We start from the raw sequence: 16874 nt of genomic DNA, 5'->3' as shown, positions 1-16874 counted from the left end.
TCGGGGCGGTTTTTGCTAATCCAGCCCTCGGTTTTGACCGGCCTTGTCAGTCCTGCGGTCGAGGAAATCTTGCATGAACCACGCAGCCAACGCCAATCTGTTTTCCCGCCTGTTCGACGGCCTCGACGATCCCAAACGTCTTGCGATCGAGACCCAGGACGGCGCCCATATCAGCTATGGCGATCTGATTGCGCGGGCGGGCCAAATGGCGAATGTGCTGGTCGCGCGCGGCGTGAAGCCCGGCGATCGCGTCGCGGTGCAGGTCGAGAAGTCGGTCGCCAACATCGTGCTCTATCTCGGCACGGTCAGGGCCGGCGCGGTCTATCTGCCGCTGAACACCGCCTATACGCTGAACGAGCTCGACTACTTCATCGGCGATGCCGAGCCGGCGCTGGTGGTCTGCGATCCCTCCAAGGCCGAAGGGCTCGCCCCTGTCGCCGCCAAGGTGAAGGCCAGGGTCGAGACGCTCGGCGCTGACGGCAGGGGCTCGCTGACCGACGCTGCCGCCAAGGCGAGCAGCGACTTTGCCACCGTGCCGCGCGAAAACGACGACCTCGCAGCGATCCTCTACACATCAGGGACGACAGGCCGCTCCAAGGGCGCGATGCTCAGTCACGACAATCTCGCGTCGAACTCGCTCTCGCTCGTCGGCTATTGGCGCTTCACCGACAAGGACGTGCTGATCCACGCGCTGCCGATCTATCACACCCACGGCCTGTTCGTGGCGACCAACGTCACGCTGTTTGCGCGGGCCTCGATGATCTTCCTGCCGAAGCTCGATCCGGAATTGATCATCAAGCTGATGGCGCGCGCGACCGTGCTGATGGGCGTGCCGACCTTCTACACGCGTCTGCTGCAGAATCCTTCGCTCTCGAAGGAGACGACCAGGCACATGCGGCTGTTCATCTCCGGCTCGGCGCCTCTCCTGGCTGAAACCCACCGCGAATGGTCCGCACGCACCGGGCACGCCGTGCTCGAGCGCTACGGCATGACCGAAACCAACATGAACACGTCGAACCCCTATGACGGCGAGCGCGTCCCCGGCGCGGTCGGCTTCCCGCTGCCCGGCGTCTCCGTGCGCGTGACCGAGCCCGAGACGGGCAAGGAATTGCAGCGTGAGGAAGTCGGCATGATCGAAGTGAAGGGCCCGAACGTCTTCAAAGGCTACTGGCGCATGCCCGAAAAGACCAAGTCGGAATTTCGGCCCGACGGCTTCTTCATCACCGGCGATCTCGGCAAGATCGACGACAAGGGCTACGTCCACATTCTCGGCCGCGGCAAGGACCTGGTGATCTCAGGCGGCTTCAACGTTTACCCCAAGGAAATCGAGACCGAGATCGACGCCATGCCCGGCGTGATCGAATCCGCCGTGATCGGCGTGCCGCATGCCGATTTCGGCGAGGGCGTCACGGCCGTGCTGGTCTGCAACAAGGGCGCCGACGTGACCGAAGCGGCGGTGCTGAAGGCGCTCGACGGCCGCATCGCAAAATTCAAAATGCCCAAGCGGGTGTTCGTGGTCGACGAACTGCCGCGGAACACGATGGGCAAGGTGCAGAAGAACGTGCTGCGGGACACGTATAAGGATATTTACGCGAAGAAATAGGGGCGTATGCTCCGGGGGAGGATTGGGGCGTGAATCGAGAGCAGGCGAAGAAAATCCAGAAGCACTTGCTCGAAGCTGCGAAGGCATACCGGAAAGCGGAGGCCGCAATCGTCGAGGTTGGCGACGATGGCAGAAAGCTGTTTGCAGAACCACTCGTAACGGCTGTTTTCCAACTGCACTTCAAGCTTCTGCGGCTGATCTACAAGCGATTTCCAGATCTCGAGCCGCCGGGTCCGCCTCCCACGATCAGCAGCACACTTCGATGGGAAGATGTCTCACTCCCATCGTCAGTGCTGGCGGCCGATCTGGATCGCGTGATTTTTTCTGTCGTGAAGCCACAATGGCGGAAGCTCGCGATGATCCTGCACAGCGCGGTTGAGAAGGTCGAGGAAGAAAAAGCACTGGCAGCCCCAGTCGATTTTGAGGTCTTTGCAGCCCGCATTCAGGTTTTGGTCGACGTCGATCTCCTGGAAGCGCAAGGCAACCTTCAAATGTGGGGCCACAGTGAGGTGAGACTGAAGGATCGTTCCGTCAATTAACGTTCGTAGGTGGGTTAGCCGAAGGCGTAACCCGCCGCTTTGGTTTGCGCGGTGACAGAAGCGGTGGGTTACGCCTGCGGATCGCGCATCGCGCGACCGCGAGCTAACCCACCCTACGCAGCCAAACTTACTGCCCGCCGACCAGGCTCATCACAAATCGGCTTCCGACGATAAACAGATAGCACCCGAACGCGACCTCCAGCGTGCGCTTCGACATCGCATGCGCGGCGCGCACGCCGAGCGGTGCGGTGACGAGGCTCATCGGCATCACCAGCACGGCGCCGATCAGCGAGACGTAGCCGAGTGCGAACGGGATTTGCAGGGCCACAACGGACGGATACGTCGCGGCCGCCGGCCAGCCGGCATAGACGTAGCCGAGTGCGCCGGGGATCGAGATCAGCACGGCGAGCGCCGATGAGGTCGCGACGGCCTGATGGATTGGTCGGCCGTAGAACGTCATCAGCAGGTTGGAAAACAGACCGCCGCCGATGCCCATCAGCGTCGACAGGATGCCGACGCAAAAGCCGTAGACGCGCATCAACGGGCCCTTCGGCAGGTCATCGCCGAGCTTCCAGCTCTCGCGTCCGAAGATGAGGCGCGCTGAAGCGGAATAGGCGACGGCGACGAAGACGATCTTGAACAGGCGCTCCGGCGCGTAGCGCGCGACGACGCTTCCCGCGACGACGCCGACGACGATCGGCAGCCACCAGACGCGCAGGATCGACATGTCGACCGCGCCGCGTTTGTAATGCGCCTGGAACGAACGGATCGAGGTCGGAATGATCACCGCGAGCGAGGTGCCGACGCAGAGCGGCATGCGCACCTCGAGCGGCACGCCGGCGATGCGGAAGCATTCGTAAAACACCGGCACGAGAATCGCGCCGCCGCCGATGCCGAACACGCCGGCGAGAAAGCCGGAGAGCGCACCGACCGCGATCAGCAGCAGCGCGAGCTCGACGAGCTCCTTGATATCAAGACCTGCGATCATCAGGACCTGCCCCGCAGCTTGCCGCAACTTGTTCGATCCGCACGACCAGACGAGCTACGCGCGAAGCTGTAGGCGATCCGGTTTGTGCGGTCGACACGCTGCGGTGGCCGTCTTGGGTGGATTGCAGATGGCGCATATCCGCCGTCGCGTGGAAAATCGATGCGTCCCGCGGAAAGAGGCGGCGGCACGCGAGCTTGCTCAAGCATGCTCCGCGCCATGAACTGACTGGTTCGAACCAAGGCCGCCAGTCAGCGGCTTAGAGCCGTTCCAATAGCAATTTCAATGCGCCTCGACGGTCATCACAAAAGATGAATTAATGTTCTCTTCTTCGTCGGTGCACCATCAGTCTGGTATACCAAGCCCCTGATTGGCCTGTTGCATCAATGTCGTAGAGCTGAATGCCGGTTCGATTTATGGCGATTTGGTGATTGCGCAGGTGAAATCGACTCCGTAAATAGAGCCGACCTTTCGCGATCCCCGCGCGCGCCCCGCTGGGCCGCCATAAACATCAAAAGCCCATGACCGCACGGATCGAACGACCGCTTTCACCACACATGCAAATCTACCGCTGGACGTTGACGATGGCGCTGTCCATCGTCCATCGCGCCACCGGCATCGCCCTTTATGTCGGGACCCTGCTGCTGGTCTGGTGGCTGGTTGCAGCGGCCTCCGGCCCCGCCGCCTACGCCAACGTGCAGGCCTTCACCGGCAGCATCATCGGCCGGCTGATCGTGTTCGGCTACACTTGGGCGCTGATGCACCATATGCTGAGCGGCATCCGGCACTTCGTGTGGGATCTCGGCTACGGCTTCAAGGCCAATGAGCGCGAGGCGCTGACCTGGGGCGCCGCGATCGGCGGCATCGCCCTGACGGTGCTGATCTGGATCATCGCCTACGCGATCGGAGGTGGACGATGAGCGCGTCAGATACGCCGAAGCGCAGCATGCGCACCCCGCTCGGCCGCGTCCGTAATCTCGGCGCCGCCCATTCCGGCACGTCCGACTTCTGGCGCCAGCGCCTCACCGCCGTCGCCATGACGCTGCTGATGATCCCTGTCATCGTGATCATCATGATGCTGCTCGGCCGCAACCAGGCCGGCGCCGCGCAGATCCTCGGCTCGCTGCCGATCGCCGTGATCCTGCTGCTGTTCATCTTCGCCAGCGCCTGGCACATGAAGATCGGCATGCAGGTCGTGATCGAGGACTATGTCCATAACGAGAAGCTGAAGCTCGTCTCGGTCATGCTCAACAACTTCTTCTCGATCGCCGTGGCGCTCGCCTCGACCTACGCGATCCTCAAGCTTTCTTCCGGAGTGTAAGCCATGGCCAACGAGACGAATGGCAAGGGCAACGGCGCTCCCGCCACCAACGGCAAAGCCTATCCGATCGAAGACCACACCTATGACGTCGTCGTGGTCGGCGCCGGCGGCGCCGGCCTGCGCGCCGTGGTCGGCTGCAGCGAGGCCGGCCTGAAGACGGCCTGCATCACCAAGGTGTTTCCGACCCGCTCGCACACGGTCGCGGCGCAAGGCGGCATCTCGGCGTCGCTCGGCAACATGCACAAGGACGACTGGCGCTGGCACATGTACGACACCGTGAAGGGGTCGGACTGGCTCGGGGACCAGGACGCGATCGAGTACATGGTGCGCAACGCGCCCGACGCGGTCTACGAGCTCGAGCATTGGGGCGTTCCGTTCTCGCGGACCGAGGACGGCAAGATCTACCAGCGCCCGTTCGGCGGCATGACCATGGACTACGGCAAGGGCCAGGCGCAGCGCACCTGCGCCGCTGCCGACCGTACCGGCCACGCCATGCTGCACACGATGTATGGCCAGTCGCTGCGCCATGCGGCCGAGTTCTTCATCGAGTTCTTCGCCATCGATTTGATCATGGACGACCAGGGCACCTGCCGCGGCGTCATCGCGCTCAAGCTCGACGACGGCACGCTGCACCGCTTCCGCGCCCAGACCGTGATCCTCGCCACCGGTGGCTACGGCCGCGCTTATGCCTCCTGCACCTCGGCGCACACCTGCACCGGTGATGGCGGCGGCATGGTGCTGCGCGCCGGCCTGCCGCTCCAGGACATGGAGTTCGTGCAATTCCACCCGACCGGCATCTACGGCTCGGGCTGTCTCGTCACCGAAGGCGCGCGCGGCGAAGGCGGCTATCTCGTCAACTCCGAGGGCGAGCGCTTCATGGAGCGCTACGCACCGTCGGCAAAGGACCTCGCCTCGCGCGACGTCGTCTCGCGCGCGATGACCATCGAGATCCGCGAGGGGCGCGGCGTCGGCAAGAAGAAGGATCACATCTTCCTTCATCTGGACCATCTCGATCCCGCCGTGCTCGCCGAGCGCCTGCCGGGCATCTCCGAATCCGCCAAGATCTTCGCCAATGTCGACGTGACGCGCGAGCCGATCCCGATCGTGCCGACCGTGCACTACAACATGGGCGGCATCCCCACGAACTATCACGGCGAAGTGCTGACCAAGCGGGACGGCGACGACAACGCCATCATCCCCGGCCTGATGGCGATCGGCGAAGCGGCCTGCGTCTCCGTGCACGGCGCCAACCGCCTCGGCTCGAACTCGCTGATCGACCTCGTCGTGTTCGGCCGTGCCGCGGCGCTGCGTCTGGCCGAGAAGCTGACGCCGAACGCGAAGCAGCCGGAGCTGCCGGCCAACTCGGCCGAACTCGCGCTCGGCCGTCTCGACCATTATCGCTACGCCTCGGGCGGCACGCCGACCGCGAAGCTGCGCGAAGGCATGCAGCACGTGATGCAGAGCAATTGCGCCGTGTTCCGCACCGGCGACGTGCTGAGCGAAGGCCAGAACCTGATCGAGAAGGTCCACAGCGGCATCACCGACATCGCCGTGTCCGACCGCTCGCTGGTGTGGAATTCGGATCTCGTCGAAACGCTGGAATTCGACAATCTGATCTCGCAGGCGGTGGTGACGATGAATTCCGCCGCGAACCGCACCGAGAGCCGCGGCGCCCATGCGCGCGAGGACTTCTCCGCGCGCGACGACCAGAACTGGATGAAGCACACGCTGGCCTGGCTCGACGACAAGGGCAAGGTCAAGATCGAGTATCGCCCGGTTCACGACTACACCATGACCAACGACGTGCAGTACATCCCGCCGAAAGCGCGCGTGTATTGAGCGAACAGCGAAAGCTTTATCGAAATGGTTGAATTCGCACTTCCCAAGAACTCGAAGATTTCAGGCGGCAAGACCTGGCCGAAGCCCGCGGGCGCGACCGAGACGCGCGAGTTTCGCGTCTATCGCTGGAATCCCGATGACGGCAAGAATCCGAGCGTCGACACCTATTACGTCGACGTCAATGATTGCGGTCCGATGGTGCTGGACGGCCTGATCTGGATCAAGAACCACATCGACCCGTCGCTGACCTTCCGCCGCTCCTGCCGCGAAGGCGTCTGCGGCTCCTGCGCCATGAACATCGACGGCCAGAACACGCTGGCCTGTACTCGCTCGATGCACGACGTGAAGGAGGGCGCGGTGAAGATCAACCCGCTGCCGCACCAGCCCGTGGTAAAGGACCTCGTTCCCGACCTCACCAATTTCTACGCACAATACGCCTCCGTCGAGCCGTGGCTGAAGACGACCTCGCCGACGCCGCAGAAGGAATGGCGCCAGAGCCACGAGGACCGCGAGAAGCTCGACGGCCTCTACGAGTGCATCCTGTGCGCCTGCTGCTCGACCTCCTGCCCGAGCTATTGGTGGAACAGCGACCGCTATCTCGGCCCGGCCGCGCTGCTCCAGGCCAACCGCTGGGTGTCCGATTCGCGCGACGAGGCCACCGGCGAGCGGCTCGACAATCTCGAAGACCCGTTCCGCCTGTATCGCTGCCACACCATCATGAACTGCGCCAAGGCCTGCCCGAAGGGCCTGAACCCGGCCGAGGCCATCGCCGAGCTCAAGCTCAAGATGGTCGAGCGCCAGATCTAGGCCTCATTGAGACTCGCTCTGCCCCCGGCCCGAGCGGCCGGGGCCATCTGCGACCGGAACAATTTCGGCTAAATTCGCTTCATCGCGTGTCGCGGGCGAATCGACGGCCCACAACCTCCGGTTCCCGTCACAAGCCGCTTCCTTCCCGACGCGAGATTCAAGTAAGCTCTCCGGTCGGGGGACCGGAGCGACCGTGCAGGGCGCACAACGCAACTCGCTGAGACTGTTGCAGTGGATGATGGCGGCATCCCTGGCGCTGCCCATTGCGCTGTTCGTCATTGTTTCCGTGATTTCCTACAATTCGACGCTCGATACCGCTGACCGCGAGATCGAGCGGACGCTCGATGTCGCGCATGAGCACGCGCTCAAGGTGTTCGAGACCATCGACCGGAGCCTGGCCGAGCTCAACGAGGTCGTGCGCGGCCTGTCCGACGACCAGATCCGGTCGCGGGAAGGCGCGCTGCACAAGCGCCTCAAGCAGCTTACCGAATCGCTGCCGCAGCTCAAATCGGTCTGGATCTTCGATGCCAACGGAAAGGCGCTGGTCAACAGCCTGGCCTCGCCGCCGCCGGATCAGAGCTTTGCCGACCGCGACTATTTCTATGCCCAGGTCGATCAGAGCATCGGCAGCTTCATCGGCGCCACCTTGACGCCGCGCCCGCCCTACCAGGGTGCGCGCTTCTTCGGCGTCAGCCGCCGCCGCTCGTCCGAGGACGGCAGCTTCGTCGGCGTGATCCAGGCGTCCGTTCTGCCCGAGTATTTCGAGAGCTTTTACGCCAGGATCGGCACCGATCCGGGCAGCTTCTTCGCCATGGGCCGCGCCGACGGCGTGCTGCTGGCGCATTTCCCGCGGCTCGATCGCGATGTCCGGCTCGATCCGAACGGCCCGATCGGCCACAGCATCGCAACCCATCCCGATCATGGGCTGATGACGATCGCCTGGCCGACGGACGGAATCGAGCGGCGCATCGGCTACCGGCGCGTCGCCGAATATCCGATCTATGTCAGCGCCGGCCTCGAGACCTCGGCGATCCGCGCACGCTGGCTCGCGACCATCAGCCAGCATCTGGTGTTCGGCGTGCCCGCCACCGCGCTGCTGTTCATCCTGCTCGTGTTCGCCTTCCGGCGCACCCAGCATCTCCAGATCGAGGCCGCCAAGCGGCGCGAGGTCGAGGAGGCGCTCAAGCACAGCCAGCGGCTGGAGGCGCTGGGCCAGCTCACCGGCGGCGTCGCGCATGATTTCAACAATCTGCTCACCGTGATCCGCGCGTCGGTCGATCTGTTGAACCGCCCGCAACTGAGCGAGGAGCGGCGGCAGCGCTACATCACGGCGATCGCGGAAGCCGTCGCGCGCGCCGCCAAGCTGACCTCGCAACTGCTGGCCTTTGCGCGGCGCCAGACCTTGAAGCCCGAAGTGTTCGACGTCGGCGACCGGATGCGATCGCTGCGCGACATGCTCGCCACGCTGCTTGGACCTGCGATCGAGATCGTCACCCAGCTGCCGACCGAGCCCTGCCTCGTCAGCGCCGATGCCGGCCAGTTCGAGACGGCCATGATCAACATGGCGACCAATGCGCGCGACGCCATGCAGGGCAAGGGCCGGATCGTCTTCACGGTGCACGCGGCGACATCCGTGCCCGATATGCTCGCGCATCTCCCCGGCAGCCAGACCTTGAAAAATCCGGGATTCGTCTGCGTCACCGTCAGCGATAGCGGCGTCGGCATTCCCGCTGCCCAACTGGGCCGCATCTTCGAGCCGTTCTTCACCACCAAGCAGGTCGGCCAGGGCACCGGCCTTGGCCTGTCGCAGGTGTTCGGCTTCGCCCGGCAATCCGGCGGCGAAGTGACCGTCGTCAGCGAAGTCGGCCAGGGCAGCACCTTCTCGCTCTATCTGCCGCGCGTGCCGGCCGATCTGTTGCCGCGGAGCCAGGCGCCGACCACGGCCCCGGCTGTCGCCGGCAGCGGCATGTCGGTGCTGGTGGTCGAAGACAATATCGAGCTCGGCAATTTTGCCGCCGACGGGCTGACCGAGCTCGGCTACAGCATCACGCTGGTCGACAACGCCGCCGACGCGCTCACTGAACTGGTGGGCGACGCCGATCGCTTCGACGTCGTGTTCTCCGATGTCGTCATGCCCGGGATGACCGGGCTCGATCTGGCGCAGGCGATGCGCGATCGCTGCATCAGCGTTCCCATGGTGTTGACCACGGGCTACAGCCAAGCGTTGTCCCAGGACGGTGTCGCCGGCTTCGAGCTGGTGCAAAAGCCCTATTCGATCGAAGAGCTGTCGCGGGTGCTGCATCGCGCCGCGCGGCTGAAACGGGTGCGGGACGGCGCCGCCGAGTGAGAGCGGGAACCCGAGGGAACCCGGTCGCGTTGTCGCCTCATGCAGAAGCCACTCCGGAAAAATGAGCAGGGCAAGACGCCGCCCATCGTGAAGATCACCGGCGAGACCGGGGATGAAGTCGCGCCGCCGCCGCCGGAAGTGCTCGAGCCCGATCCCGGGCTTTCGCCCGAAGAGATCGAGCAGGCGCGCAAGGATTATCTGCTGACGCGCTTCTGGATCAGCGCGCGGGGCTTCTGGAGCCGCAAGGGCGACCGCCTCGCCTGGCCGTTTTCGATCGGCCTCGTCGTGCTGATCGTCCTGGCCGTCGGCTTCCAATACGGCATCAACGTCTGGAACAGGGCAATCTTCGATGCCATCGAGAAGCGCGACGCGACCACCGTCTTCCACCTCACTGCTGTGTTCTTCCCGCTTGCCATCGGCAGCATCGGGCTCGGTGTCGTCCAGGTGTTTGCGCGGATGGGCATCCAGCGGCGCTGGCGCGCCTGGCTCACCAATAGCGTGCTGACACGCTGGCTCGCGAACGGGCGCTACTACCAGCTCAACCTCGTCGGCGGCGATCACAACAATCCGGAATACCGGATCGCCGAGGATTTGCGCATCGCGACCGACTCGCCGGTCGATTTTCTCGCCGGCGTGACCTCGGCGCTGCTGTCGGCCGCAACCTTCATCGTCGTGCTCTGGACCATCGGCGGCGCGCTGACGGTCACGCTGGGTGGCTCCGCCATCACCATTCCCGGCTTCCTCGTGATCGCCGCGATGCTCTATGCCGCGATCGCCTCGGGCTCGATCCTGGTGATCGGCCGCCAATTCGTGCAGGTCTCCGAGGACAAGAACCAGGCCGAGGCGGACTTCCGCTACACCCTGACGCGCGTGCGCGAGAACGGCGAGAGCATCGCGCTGCTCGGCGGCGAGGAGGAAGAACGCGGCGGCATCGACCGCAATTTTACTAGCGTGCTCAGGCAATGGGCGCGGCTCGCAGGACAGCACATGCGGACCACGCTGGTATCGCAGGGCTCGAGCCTGGTCGCGCCGGTCGTGCCGCTGTTGCTCTGCGCGCCGAAATTCCTCGACGGCAGCATGAGCCTCGGACAGGTGATGCAGGCGGCCTCAGCCTTCACCATCGTGCAGAGCGCGTTCGGCTGGCTGGTCGACAATTATCCGCGGCTCGCCGACTGGAACGCCTGCGCACGGCGCATCGCCTCGCTGATGATGTCGCTCGACGGGCTCGAGCGCGCCGAGCAGGGCGACGGCCTCGGCCGCATCAAGCGCGGCGAGACCAGCAACGATGCGATGCTGGAGCTGCGCGATCTCTCCGTCACGCTCGACGACGGCACCGCCGTGGTCGGCGAGACCGAAGTCGTGATCGAGCCGGGCGAGCGGCTTTTGGTCGCCGGCGAATCCGGCACCGGCAAGAGCACGCTGGTGCGCGCGATCGCAGGCCTGTGGCCCTGGGGCGGCGGCAGCGTCAACTTCCATCCCGACCGGCGGCTGTTCATGCTGCCGCAGCGGCCCTACGTGCCCTCGGGCAGTCTGCGCCGCGCGGTCGCCTATCCCGGCGCCGAGGAGGCCTGGACTGTCGAGCAGATCGGCGAGGCCCTGCACAAGGTCGGCCTCGACCATCTCAAGGAGAAGATCGCGGAAGAGGGACCGTGGGACCAGACGCTGTCGGGCGGCGAGAAGCAGCGCCTTGCCTTCGCGCGGCTGCTGCTGCACTCTCCCGATATCGTCGTGCTGGATGAAGCGACCTCGGCGCTCGACGAGAAGAGCCAGGACAAGATGATGCAGATGGTCACCGACGAGCTGCCGCAGGCGACCGTCGTCAGCGTCGCGCATCGCGTCGAGCTGGAGGCCTTCCACAGCCGCAAGATCGTGCTGGAGCGCCACAAGGACGGCGCCAAGCTCGTCAGCGACATCGATCTGATCCCGCGCAAGGGCAAGCGCAAGCTGCTCGGGCGATTCCTGCGACAGCGGAAGGCGCCGCCGAAGAAGGCGGCGTGAGATTCGTAGCCCGCAACATTGGAGTCCCCACCAAAACCGGCTATGCATGCGCCGCCTGCAACGAGGACCGCCTGCTTGACGCCCGACAATTCCCTTTCGACCGCCCCATTCGGCGCGTTTGCACCGAATGCATCGCAGGCCGCGATTATCCGCCTCGTGCAAGGGTCGAGGCTGAAGCGCGGCGCGTTCCGGCCCTGGATGTCGCGACTGGTCAATCTGCTGCGCGACGGGCCGGTCGACGTGCAATATCAGGGCGCTTCGTTTCGCTTCTACCACCAGGGCAGCGCCACCGAGCGCGGCGCGCTGTTCAACCCCGACTATAACATCGACGAGCTCGACTTCCTGCGCCAGCACACGCCTGGCGGCGGCACGTTCGTCGACGTCGGCGCCAATGTCGGCACCTTTGCCTTGGTGATGGCGCGGCAGGTCGGCCCCTCGGGCAAGGTTGTCGCGATCGAGCCGCATCCGCTCACGTTCGGGCGGCTCTCGTTCAACCATGCCGCTTCGAAAGCGACGCAGGTTCGCCTGGTGCAAGCCGCCGCGGGCGATGTTGACGGCGAGCTGATGATCGAGAGCGGCGGCGGCAATCTCGGCGCCACGCATGTCGTCACCGGCGCGGCCAGCGCGGAAGCCATCAAGGTGCCGTCGCTGCGGCTCGCGCGCATTCTGGACGAGGCGGGCGTGACCCAGGTCGATTCGCTCAAGATCGACGTCGAGGGTTTCGAGGACCGCGTGCTGATCGGCTTCTTCCGCGACGCGCCGCCATCGCTATGGCCACGTGCGGTCGTGATCGAGCATCTGTCACAAAACGAATGGCAGCAAGATTGTATCGCTGACATGCTCGCGCGCGGCTTTACCGTCGCGCGCAAGACGCGCAGCAATACGTTCCTGTCACGCTGAACCACGGAGGTTGCGATGATCGATCACCTTGGCCTCTCCGTCTCCGACTATGAGGCGGCGAAAACGTTTTACAGCAAGGCGCTGGCGCCGCTCGATTACGGCCTGATCATGGAAGTGACGGAAGAGCAGACCGGCCACGCCGCGGCAGCCGGATTCGGCGCCGACGGCAAGCCGGATTTCTGGATCAGCGGCGAAGGTGCGATGAACAAGCCGGTGCATGTCGCGATAGCAGCGAGAGACCGCGCCACGGTCGACGCATTCTACAAGGCCGCGATGGCGGCAGGCGGCCGCGACAACGGGTCGCCCGGCCTGCGCCCGCACTATCACGCGAATTACTATGGTGCCTTTGTGCTCGACCCCGATGGCCACAACATCGAGGCGGTCTGCCACGCGCCGGAATAGCGCGGCGCAACGGGGAACATCGGCGCGGCATCATCGTTGTCGTTCTCTTCACAACGGATCTTGATGATGCCGATGCCGATCGAACCGCCCGAGATACCGCCATCGACACCGGGCACGCCGACCGAGCCGCCGCCCGGCATTCCCGCAGGCAATCCGCAGCCTGAAATCGCACCGCCTGTGCATGAGCCCGGCGAATCACCGCAGCCCGATGAATTGCCCGGTCGCGTGCCCGAGGAGATTCCGTCGCGCGGGCCGAACGGTCCGCTGACACCCAATCCCGCGACGGATGCCAATTCGCCGCAGGGGTCGGACGTGCGATGAGAGCAATCACATGCGAGGCGATTGCGACTCACGCCTGAATGCGTAATGAACGTTGTTCTAGTGACATGATTTGCATGCAGAAATAAATCGCGACGCAATGTCTTCGCCCGCCACAATCCGGCCTAACGCGTAGCTGTTCATCACCCGACTTCACATCGTCAAAGAACCTTCCGGGGAAGTTCAACCACATGACCAACCTTCGTTTCGTGCTGCTCGCCACGACGGCCCTGACCGCGATGCAATTTGCAGGCTCCGCAGCTCATGCGCAAAGCGCGCCGCTCGTGGTCGCACAGGCCCAGAAAGAAGAGACGGGCCCTGACGGAAAACCGAAGCAGCCTCCGAAGGAAGCGCCAAAGGGACCACCGCCCGCTGCGCGCCCGGCAGCGCCGCCTCCCGCGCCGCCAGCTGCGCCCAAGCCCCCGGCCGCGCCGCCGCCGGCGGCCGCACCGCCGCACCTGCCAGCTGCACCTCCGCCGGCTGCCGCGCCGGTGCGCCCGACGCCGCCGCCCCCGCCGCCCGCAACCCATCAGGCTCCTCCGCCGCCCCCAGCCGCACCCAAGCCGCCGACGCCGCCTCCGGCCCCGCAGCAGCATGCGCCAACACCGCCGCCTCCACCTCCGCAGCAGCACGCCCCGACGCCGCCGCCACCTCCTCCGCCGCAGCACGCTCCGACGCCGCCGGCTGCGGCTCCGCAGCAGCACGCTCCCGCCGCGCCACTCCCGGCGCCGACCGCAACACCGGCTCATCCGGCTGTGACTGCGCCGCCGCCCACAGCCACGCCGCCGTCCGCGGCCCGGCCCGCGGCTACGCCCGTGCCAACGCCAACGCCTGCAGTGCCGGCCGGCCGGCCGATGCCGTCTCCAACCCCGACAGCCTCGCCGACGCCCGCCGCCCCGGCGGGTCGACCGACGCCGTCTCCGACCCCGACAGCAACGCCAACACCTGGCACGACGCCGCCCGGACGTCCCGGCGTTCCGCCGGCCGCAGGAACAACGGCTCCGGGCACAACCCCCGCTCCGGCGGCAACGCCGGCGCCCGGTGGCGCGACGACGCCTCCCGGACGTCAGGGTGGAACGTCGTCCGCGGGTGCGCCTGCTGCCGGAACGCCACCGGCGGCACCGCAAGCGGGCGCCGTGCAGCGTCCCCCGCCTCCTCCGCCCGGCGTCGCAGCTCCGACGGTCGTTCCTGCCACGCCGGCCGCAGCACCGCCGCCCAACAAGGCTCAGTACGCGCCGCCGACAGTTGCGCCGGCATTCCGCGCCGCGCCGACAGTGGCCGCTCCGCTGCCGCCGCCGCCGCGTCCGCCGCAGCGTGACCTGACGCCGCTTGCCTTCGGCGCGGGCGTGGTGGCCGGTGCCGTGATCGGCGCCACCATCGCCGACTATCGCAACCAGCGGCAGGAGGTCGTCGAAGGTGGCCGTACCATCTATACCGAGCCGGACCGCATCATCATCCGCGACCCCAGCGGGCAGGAATATGTCCGCGGCAACGATCTCTATCGCTTCCGTTACGGCGCCCGCGATATCCGCACCGAGACTGTCGGCGGCGAAACCCGCACGGTCGTGATCCGTCCCGACGGCAGCGAGATCATCACCGTGGTCGGTCCTGATGGTTCGCTGCTGCGCCGTATCCGCAGAGACCCCGGCGGGCGCGAGATCATCATCATCGACAACACCTACCGCGATCCGCGCGCAGTCGGCGGCTTCTATGTCGACGTGCCGCCGCCGGTCGTGAACATCCCCTACGATCGCTACATCGTCGACGCACAGGAAGCCTCGCCGGACGTGATCTACGAGACCATGGAGGCACCGCCGGTGCAGCGGATCGAGCGGCGCTACTCGCTCGACGAGATCCGCTACTCGCCGAACGTCCGCATGACGATGCCGAGCATCGACGTCAACACGATCAACTTCGAGACGGGATCGTGGACCATTCCGCCGGACCAGGCAGCGCGGCTGCAGGTGATCGCCGACGGTCTCAACCGCGCGATCCAGCGCAACCCCCGCGAGGTGTTCCTGATCGAAGGACACACCGATGCGGTCGGCAACGACGTCGACAATCTGTCGCTGTCGGACCGCCGTGCGCAGTCGGCGGCCGAATTGCTGACTCAGCAGTTCGGCGTTCCCGCCGAGAACCTGACGTCGCAGGGTTACGGCAAGCAGTACCTGAAGGAGCAGACCGACGGTCCGAGCCGCATCAACCGGCGCGTCACCATCCGTCGCATCACGCCGCTGCTCAACGGCGGGCAGGCCTCGCTGCCGCCACCCCCGCCCGGCGTCACGCCGCCGCGCTGAGGCGATAGCCACAAAGCAAAATGGCCGGGAGCGATCCCGGCCATTTTAGTTTTCTCGCAGGTGAGTTAGCCGAAGGCGTAACCCACCTTACGATCTCAGCCCTTGTCGCTCTCGAGCTTGAAAATCTGCGAGCCTTCGCTGCCCGACAGCAGACCCGTCTTCGAATAGAGACCGAGCTTGGTGCGTGTGTCCGCGATGTCGAGATTGCGCATGGTGAGCTGGCCGATGCGGTCGGCGGGCGTGAAGGCGGCGTCCTCGACCTTCTCCATGCTGAGCCTTTCGGGCGCATAAGTGAGGTTCGGGCTCTCGGTGTTGAGGATGGAGTAGTCGTTGCCGCGGCGCAGCTCCAGCGTGACCTCGCCGGTGACGGCGCGCGCCACCCAACGCTGCGCGGTCTCACGCAGCATCAAGGCCTGCGAGTCGAACCAGCGGCCCTGATAAAGCAGGCGGCCGAGGCGCATGCCGCTGATGCGGTACTGCTCGATCGTGTCCTCGTTGTGGATGCCGGTGACGAGACGCTCATAGGCAATGTGCAACAGCGCCATGCCCGGCGCTTCGTAGATGCCGCGGCTCTTGGCCTCGATGATGCGGTTCTCGATCTGGTCGCTCATGCCGAGGCCATGGCGGCCGCCGATCGCATTGGCTTCGAGGAACAGCGCGACGGGATCAGAGAAAGTCTTGCCGTTCAGCGCGGTGGGCTGGCCTTCCTCGAAACGCACCACGACCTTCTCGGCCTTCACGGCGCAGTCCTCGCGCCAGAACGGCACGCCCATGATCGGGTTGACGATCTTGATGCCGCTGTCGAGGCTTTCGAGATCCTTGGCTTCGTGCGTGGCACCGAGCAGATTGCTGTCGGTCGAATACGCCTTCTCGGCGCTCATCTTGTAGGCAAAGCCCTGCGCGGTCATGAACGCCGACATCTCGGCACGGCCGCCGAGCTCGTCGATGAACTGCTGGTCGAGCCAGGGCTTGTAGATGCGCAAGGACGGATTGGTGAGCAGGCCGTAGCGGTAGAAGCGCTCGATGTCGTTGCCCTTGAAGGTCGAGCCGTCGCCCCAGATGTTGACGCCGTCTTCCTTCATGGCCGCCACCAGCATCGTGCCTGTCACGGCGCGCCCGAGCGGCGTGGTGTTGAAATAGGTGATGCCGCCGGTGGAGATGTGGAACGCGCCGGATTGAATCGCGGCGATGCCCTCGTGCACCAGCTGCGTGCGGCAATCGACCAGCACGGCCTTCTCGGCGCCGAATGCTTCCGCCTTGCGCGGGATCTCGTTGTAGTCGGCCTCGTCGGGCTGACCGAGATTGGCCGTATAGGCGTAGCAGCGCGCGCCCTTCTGCTTCATCCAGAGCAGCGCCGCCGACGTGTCGAGACCGCCCGAAAAAGCGATGCCGACTTTCTCACCCTTGGGCAGGCTTTTCAGGATCGTGGTCATGGGGCTTCCAATCGGGTCTCAAGGGGCTGATATGAGGGTGAACCTGACCGCGCGAATATCAAATTTCGTGAGGCTCGGCACCCAT

The 16874-nt window shown here is 65.4% G+C and carries 14 protein-coding genes; 12 read left to right on the top strand and 2 right to left on the bottom strand.

Annotation, left to right across the window (positions count from 1 at the left end; genetic code table 11):
* The first annotated feature begins 73 nt into the window (after nucleotides 1–73).
* The gene (locus XH91_RS02020; RefSeq protein WP_128949042.1) at nucleotides 74–1603 is read left to right on the top strand and encodes a malonate--CoA ligase; all 1530 of its coding nucleotides are present in this window, start codon (nucleotides 74–76) and stop codon (nucleotides 1601–1603) included.
* 29 nt (nucleotides 1604–1632) lie between these two features.
* Complete coding sequence (locus XH91_RS02015) at nucleotides 1633–2142, top strand: hypothetical protein (protein ID WP_128949041.1); 510 nt, start codon at nucleotides 1633–1635, stop codon at nucleotides 2140–2142.
* 127 nt (nucleotides 2143–2269) lie between these two features.
* On the opposite strand, the gene XH91_RS02010 is transcribed toward XH91_RS02015, so the two are convergent.
* Entirely contained in the window at nucleotides 2270–3130 is an 861-nt protein-coding gene (locus tag XH91_RS02010; protein WP_164934270.1) for a sulfite exporter TauE/SafE family protein, read from the bottom strand.
* Nucleotides 3131–3648: 518 nt separating this feature from the next.
* Between XH91_RS02010 and sdhC the strand changes: the two genes are divergently transcribed.
* The 10 genes from sdhC (at nucleotide 3649) to XH91_RS01960 (ending at nucleotide 15356) form a co-directional block, all read left to right on the top strand.
* Complete coding sequence (sdhC, locus tag XH91_RS02005; protein ID WP_128949040.1) at nucleotides 3649–4047, top strand: succinate dehydrogenase, cytochrome b556 subunit; 399 nt, start codon at nucleotides 3649–3651, stop codon at nucleotides 4045–4047.
* Nucleotides 4044–4448: a succinate dehydrogenase, hydrophobic membrane anchor protein gene (gene sdhD, locus XH91_RS02000; protein WP_128949039.1), complete on the top strand. Its 405-nt coding sequence runs from the start codon at nucleotides 4044–4046 to the stop codon at nucleotides 4446–4448. Before sdhC ends, sdhD begins: the two co-directional genes overlap by 4 nt.
* Nucleotides 4449–4451: 3 nt before the next feature.
* On the top strand, nucleotides 4452–6287 hold the full coding sequence (sdhA, locus tag XH91_RS01995; RefSeq protein WP_128949038.1) for a succinate dehydrogenase flavoprotein subunit: 1836 nt from the start codon (nucleotides 4452–4454) through the stop codon (nucleotides 6285–6287).
* Between the two features lie 24 nt (nucleotides 6288–6311).
* Nucleotides 6312–7094, top strand: a complete 783-nt coding sequence (locus tag XH91_RS01990; RefSeq protein WP_128949037.1) for a succinate dehydrogenase iron-sulfur subunit — start codon at nucleotides 6312–6314, stop codon at nucleotides 7092–7094.
* A gap of 193 nt (nucleotides 7095–7287) precedes the next feature.
* On the top strand, nucleotides 7288–9441 hold the full coding sequence (locus XH91_RS01985) for a hybrid sensor histidine kinase/response regulator (protein ID WP_128949036.1): 2154 nt from the start codon (nucleotides 7288–7290) through the stop codon (nucleotides 9439–9441).
* A gap of 39 nt (nucleotides 9442–9480) precedes the next feature.
* Nucleotides 9481–11439 carry an ABC transporter ATP-binding protein/permease gene (locus XH91_RS01980; RefSeq protein ID WP_128949035.1) on the top strand — a complete coding sequence of 653 codons (1959 nt, stop codon included), beginning with the start codon at nucleotides 9481–9483 and terminating at the stop codon, nucleotides 11437–11439.
* Nucleotides 11440–11481: 42 nt separating this feature from the next.
* Nucleotides 11482–12339, top strand: a complete 858-nt coding sequence (locus XH91_RS01975) for an FkbM family methyltransferase (protein WP_128949034.1) — start codon at nucleotides 11482–11484, stop codon at nucleotides 12337–12339.
* A gap of 15 nt (nucleotides 12340–12354) precedes the next feature.
* Nucleotides 12355–12741, top strand: coding sequence for a VOC family protein (locus XH91_RS01970; RefSeq protein ID WP_128949033.1), 387 nt, complete (start codon nucleotides 12355–12357; stop codon nucleotides 12739–12741).
* A gap of 72 nt (nucleotides 12742–12813) precedes the next feature.
* Complete coding sequence (locus XH91_RS01965) at nucleotides 12814–13062, top strand: hypothetical protein (protein ID WP_164934268.1); 249 nt, start codon at nucleotides 12814–12816, stop codon at nucleotides 13060–13062.
* Nucleotides 13063–13250: 188 nt separating this feature from the next.
* Nucleotides 13251–15356 carry an OmpA family protein gene (locus tag XH91_RS01960; RefSeq protein ID WP_128949031.1) on the top strand — a complete coding sequence of 702 codons (2106 nt, stop codon included), beginning with the start codon at nucleotides 13251–13253 and terminating at the stop codon, nucleotides 15354–15356.
* A 95-nt stretch (nucleotides 15357–15451) separates the two neighbouring features.
* On the opposite strand, the gene argG is transcribed toward XH91_RS01960, so the two are convergent.
* Nucleotides 15452–16789 (bottom strand): argininosuccinate synthase, encoded by a 1338-nt coding sequence (argG, locus tag XH91_RS01955; RefSeq protein ID WP_128949030.1) that lies wholly within the window; start codon nucleotides 16787–16789, stop codon nucleotides 15452–15454.
* Nucleotides 16790–16874 lie beyond the last annotated feature (85 nt).

The sequence above is a fragment of the Bradyrhizobium guangzhouense genome, assembly GCF_004114955.1.
Taxonomy (GTDB): Bacteria; Pseudomonadota; Alphaproteobacteria; order Rhizobiales; family Xanthobacteraceae; genus Bradyrhizobium; species Bradyrhizobium guangzhouense.
Note: the sequence above shows the minus strand (reverse complement) of the source record. Positions and strands in the feature narration are given on the sequence as shown.

Excerpts from the sequence above, each read along its gene's own strand:
- XH91_RS02020 (WP_128949042.1), top strand. The coding sequence starts at position 74 with ATGAACCACGCAGCCAACGCCAATCTGTTTTCCCGCCTGTTCGACGGC.
- XH91_RS02010 (WP_164934270.1), bottom strand. The coding sequence starts at position 3,130 with ATGATCGCAGGTCTTGATATCAAGGAGCTCGTCGAGCTCGCGCTGCTG.
- sdhC (WP_128949040.1), top strand. The coding sequence starts at position 3,649 with ATGACCGCACGGATCGAACGACCGCTTTCACCACACATGCAAATCTAC.
- sdhD (WP_128949039.1), top strand. The coding sequence starts at position 4,044 with ATGAGCGCGTCAGATACGCCGAAGCGCAGCATGCGCACCCCGCTCGGC.
- sdhA (WP_128949038.1), top strand. The coding sequence starts at position 4,452 with ATGGCCAACGAGACGAATGGCAAGGGCAACGGCGCTCCCGCCACCAAC.
- XH91_RS01990 (WP_128949037.1), top strand. The coding sequence starts at position 6,312 with ATGGTTGAATTCGCACTTCCCAAGAACTCGAAGATTTCAGGCGGCAAG.
- XH91_RS01980 (WP_128949035.1), top strand. The coding sequence starts at position 9,481 with ATGCAGAAGCCACTCCGGAAAAATGAGCAGGGCAAGACGCCGCCCATC.
- XH91_RS01975 (WP_128949034.1), top strand. The coding sequence starts at position 11,482 with ATGCATGCGCCGCCTGCAACGAGGACCGCCTGCTTGACGCCCGACAAT.
- XH91_RS01970 (WP_128949033.1), top strand. The coding sequence starts at position 12,355 with ATGATCGATCACCTTGGCCTCTCCGTCTCCGACTATGAGGCGGCGAAA.
- XH91_RS01965 (WP_164934268.1), top strand. The coding sequence starts at position 12,814 with ATGCCGATCGAACCGCCCGAGATACCGCCATCGACACCGGGCACGCCG.
- XH91_RS01960 (WP_128949031.1), top strand. The coding sequence starts at position 13,251 with ATGACCAACCTTCGTTTCGTGCTGCTCGCCACGACGGCCCTGACCGCG.
- argG (WP_128949030.1), bottom strand. The coding sequence starts at position 16,789 with ATGACCACGATCCTGAAAAGCCTGCCCAAGGGTGAGAAAGTCGGCATC.